The sequence below is a fragment of the Mesorhizobium sp. M7A.F.Ca.CA.001.04.2.1 genome (genome assembly GCF_003998485.1).
GTDB lineage: Bacteria > Pseudomonadota > Alphaproteobacteria > Rhizobiales > Rhizobiaceae > Mesorhizobium > Mesorhizobium ciceri.
Window position 1 is genome coordinate 1 of record NZ_RZQT01000250.1, and the last position, 3,299, is coordinate 3,299.

Consider the following 3,299-nt stretch of genomic DNA (forward strand, 5'->3'; position numbering starts at 1 on the left):
ACCGTCGACATGACGAGAACGGCATCGATCGGCCTCAGGAACGCGGCGGAGTCGACGGCCGCGGTGGCGAGCAGCGGCCAGTATTCCGCAATCGTTGCCCGCTATGCGGCGATCGAAGGCGTGCCCGTGTCGCTCGCCTCGGCGGTCATCAAGATCGAGAGCAACTACCGGCCCAACATCGTCGGCAGCGCCGGCGAGATCGGCCTGATGCAGATCAAGCCGGCCACGGCTCGGATGATGGGCTATAGCGGCTCCGCCAAGGGCCTGTTCGATCCCGACACCAACATCAAATACGGCATGAAATACCTTGCCATGGCACGGAGCCTCGGTGGCGGCACGACCTGCGGCACCATTCTGAAATACAATGCCGGGCACGCCGCAACGCGGATGAACCCCGTGTCGGCAGCCTATTGCGGCAAGGTCAAGGTGCAGATGGCTGCGCTTGGATCGCCCGCATAAGTCAGCTTTTTCGTTTGCGTTTTCGGGCGTGAACCCCTTTATACGCTCTGCCAGCTGGCTGGGCGGCCGCACCCGCAAACGCCGAAAGGTCGTGGGTGAGGAAAGTCCGGGCTCCATGGAAACACGGTGCCGGTTAATGGCCGGCGGGGGCGACCCCAGGGAAAGTGCCACAGAAAGCAAACCGCCACGATCCGGCTTGCCGGATTCGGGGCAAGGGTGAAAGGGTGGGGTAAGAGCCCACCGCGCGACTGGCAACAGGAGCGGCACGGTAAACCCCACCGGGAGCAAGACCGAATAGGGACGGTGCGAGGGGAAACCCTCGAGGGCTGTTTCCGGCTCACCGTCCGGGTAGGTTGCGTGAGGCGCATGGCAACATGCGCCCAAGATGAATGGCCGCCACGTTCTCGCCTCGCAAGGGACGAGGGCCATACAGAACCCGGCTTACAGGCCAGCTGGCAATTTCTCTCCCCCGATATCAAGAGAAATCTCTTGAGATCAGCAGGCTGCGCCCTCGGGCGCGCCTGTTGATTCAAGCCTGTCCGGCCGTTCATCCGAGCCGGGAGCCGCTGATCCCGTCCAGCGACGTCTCGATCGCTTTCCAGAGCTCTTCCACCGGCTCGCAGCCGACCGAGAGGCGGACGAAACCGGCGGAGACCGCATCGCCTCGCTTCAGGCGCCGCTCGGCGGAGGTGTGGACGCCGCCGAAGGATGTCGCGGCCTGCATCAGGTCGCAATTGTTGATGAAGTCCTCGGCTTTGTCTTCCGAGGCGAGTTCGAAAGAGATGAGAAAGCCGAAGCGCTCCATCTGGGCGCGGGCTAGGTTGTGCGACGGGTCGCCTTCCAGCCCGGGATAACGCAGGCCACTGATTGCCTTGTGGCCCTGCAGCCGCCGCGCGATGACTTCCGCCGAGGAACACATGCGATCGAAGCGCACATCCAGTGTCTCCAGGCCGCGGTGCACCAGCCAAGCTTCGAACGGACCGGGAATGCTGCCGGAAACTTCGCGCCAGCCGGTCACGGCGGCGATGATATCGGCATTGCGACTGGCGACATGGCCGAACAGCACGTCGGAATGGCCATTGGGTGCCTTGGTGTCGGCGGCAACGACGATATCGGCGCCGTGGTCGAGCGGTCGTTGGCCGAAAGGGGTCATGGTCGTGTTGTCGACCACAAGAATCGCGCCGGTTTTGTGGACAGCATCGGCAACGGCGGCGATATCGCAGATATCCAGCCCCGGATTGGCAGGGGTTTCGACAAATGCCAGCCGATAGCCATCGAAGCCGCCATCAAGGAAGGTCGAAGTCGGCCTGACATCATAGGTGATGCCGAGCGGCTTGAGGAAGCGCTCGGCCAGCGCTCGTGTCGTGTGATAGCCGTCCGATGGCAGCAGGATACGGTCGCCGGCCTTGAGCACGGCAAAAAACGCCGCCGAGATTGCCGCCATTCCGGAAGGGAACGCGACGCAGGGCGCGTCCTCCAGATGGGCCAGCATATGCTCGACCGCGTCCCAGGTCGGGTTGCTGAATCGCCCGTACTGGTTGAAGCCGGTGGCGTCGCCGGGCGCATGAAAGATGGCGGCCATGGTCAGCGGCAGGGGAATGGAATCGCCCATGGCAAGCCCGCTGCGACGCAGGTGAGGAAGCGCTGCAGCGCGTGACTTTGCTGTTTCAGACATCAAATTTCAGACCCTGTTGGTGACCGGCTGGATGTGGCGAGACGCTATGCCCGGCAGCGGCTCGCGGCAAGGCGCGTCCGGTTGGGCCAGGCGGCTCTAAACGCTTCGTTAGGCTTAATAGACCATAAAGACGAGACGTGTCGTCACGGCTGCTCTCTTTGGTCGGGGCGCGCGTGTTTGTGAAGCCTATTCCCGTTGACGCCCATAGTGCCCCATGATATCCCATCCAGACATCAAAGCCTTCGTTCCGTGTCAGGGTAAAGCGTACGCCAATCGGGCAGCCGCGGCGGCTGCGCGTTTGCTGGTTTTTGCCTGTGCGGACGACGCTGATACGGGGCAGGGAACGCGCTGCGGCGGCGCGTGCGACAAGATGCAGAGGGGTGCGGCGGCGCAAGCGGCTGTAGCGTTTAATGGACCGGTTTCTGTCAAACACGGTGAGCAGGATCGATGCGAAGGGGCGGGTGTCCGTTCCCGCGCATTTCCGTGCCGTCGTGCAGAAGCGCGGCTATTCGGAACTCTATGCGCTGCGCTGCCTGGACCTGCCGGCGATGGATGTCGGCGGGCTCGACCTGCTCGACCGCTACGAGCAGCGCATAGCGCTCGAGGATCCCTTCCTGCAGACGGCGGACGATATGTCATTCTTTTGCCATGGCGACGGAACCTTCTTGAAACTCGACCAGGACGGCCGCATCACGATGAGCGATTTCCTTCGCGAACACACCGGCATCTCGTCGGAAGTGGCCTTTGTCGGGCGCGGCAATTTCTTTCAGATCTGGGAGCCGGGACGGCTTGCCGCCTATGGGGCGCAGGCGCGGGCACGGCTTTTGCAGCTTCGGCAGGGGACGAAGCCTGGGGAGCGACCGGAATGACGGCAGGCCACGGCGATGACCTTCCTCGCGCCGTAAATGGGCACGCCGTTGGCGGATCGGCCCGCCACATTCCGGTCCTCCTTGCCGAAGTGCTCGAAGCACTGGCGCCGGCGCAGGGCGACCTCATCATCGACGGCACGTTCGGCGCCGGCGGCTACACCAGGGCCATTCTGGCGACAGGCGCCTCCGTGGTGGCGATCGACCGCGATCCGGATGCCATTGCGGCCGGGCGCGATCTGGAAGTGCAGTCGGGTGGTCGGCTGCGGCTGGTGCAGGCGCCGTTCTCGACGCTGGAC

The 3,299-nt window shown here is 63.8% G+C and carries 4 protein-coding genes and 1 other RNA gene; 4 read left to right on the plus strand and 1 reads right to left on the minus strand.

Annotated features, from left to right (window positions below; all coding sequences use genetic code 11):
• Both EN955_RS34055 and rnpB read left to right on the plus strand, forming a co-directional pair.
• On the plus strand, positions 1-459 hold a 459-nt coding region (locus EN955_RS34055), incomplete at its 5' end, for a transglycosylase SLT domain-containing protein (protein WP_164769965.1).
• A 50-nt stretch (positions 460-509) separates the two neighbouring features.
• Positions 510-919: RNase P RNA component class A (gene rnpB, locus EN955_RS34060), an RNA gene on the plus strand.
• An 87-nt stretch (positions 920-1,006) separates the two neighbouring features.
• On the opposite strand, the gene EN955_RS34065 is transcribed toward rnpB, so the two are convergent.
• Positions 1,007-2,134 carry a cystathionine gamma-lyase gene (locus EN955_RS34065; RefSeq protein ID WP_024501473.1) on the minus strand — a complete coding sequence of 376 codons (1,128 nt, stop codon included), beginning with the start codon at positions 2,132-2,134 and terminating at the stop codon, positions 1,007-1,009.
• A gap of 410 nt (positions 2,135-2,544) precedes the next feature.
• On the opposite strand from EN955_RS34065, the gene mraZ reads away from it, so the two are divergent.
• Together mraZ and mraW are read left to right on the plus strand one after the other, a co-directional pair.
• A complete protein-coding gene (gene mraZ, locus EN955_RS34070) occupies positions 2,545-3,003 on the plus strand; it encodes a division/cell wall cluster transcriptional repressor MraZ (protein ID WP_024501472.1) in 459 nt (152 codons plus the stop codon).
• The coding region (mraW, locus tag EN955_RS34075; protein WP_127223562.1) for a 16S rRNA (cytosine(1402)-N(4))-methyltransferase at positions 3,000-3,299 on the plus strand (300 nt) is incomplete at its 3' end. The genes mraZ and mraW, both read left to right, overlap by 4 nt.

Bases quoted from the DNA above. Each gene is read 5' to 3' on its own strand.
- EN955_RS34065 (WP_024501473.1), bottom strand. From the start codon at position 2,134: ATGTCTGAAACAGCAAAGTCACGCGCTGCAGCGCTTCCTCACCTGCGT.
- mraZ (WP_024501472.1), top strand. From the start codon at position 2,545: ATGGACCGGTTTCTGTCAAACACGGTGAGCAGGATCGATGCGAAGGGG.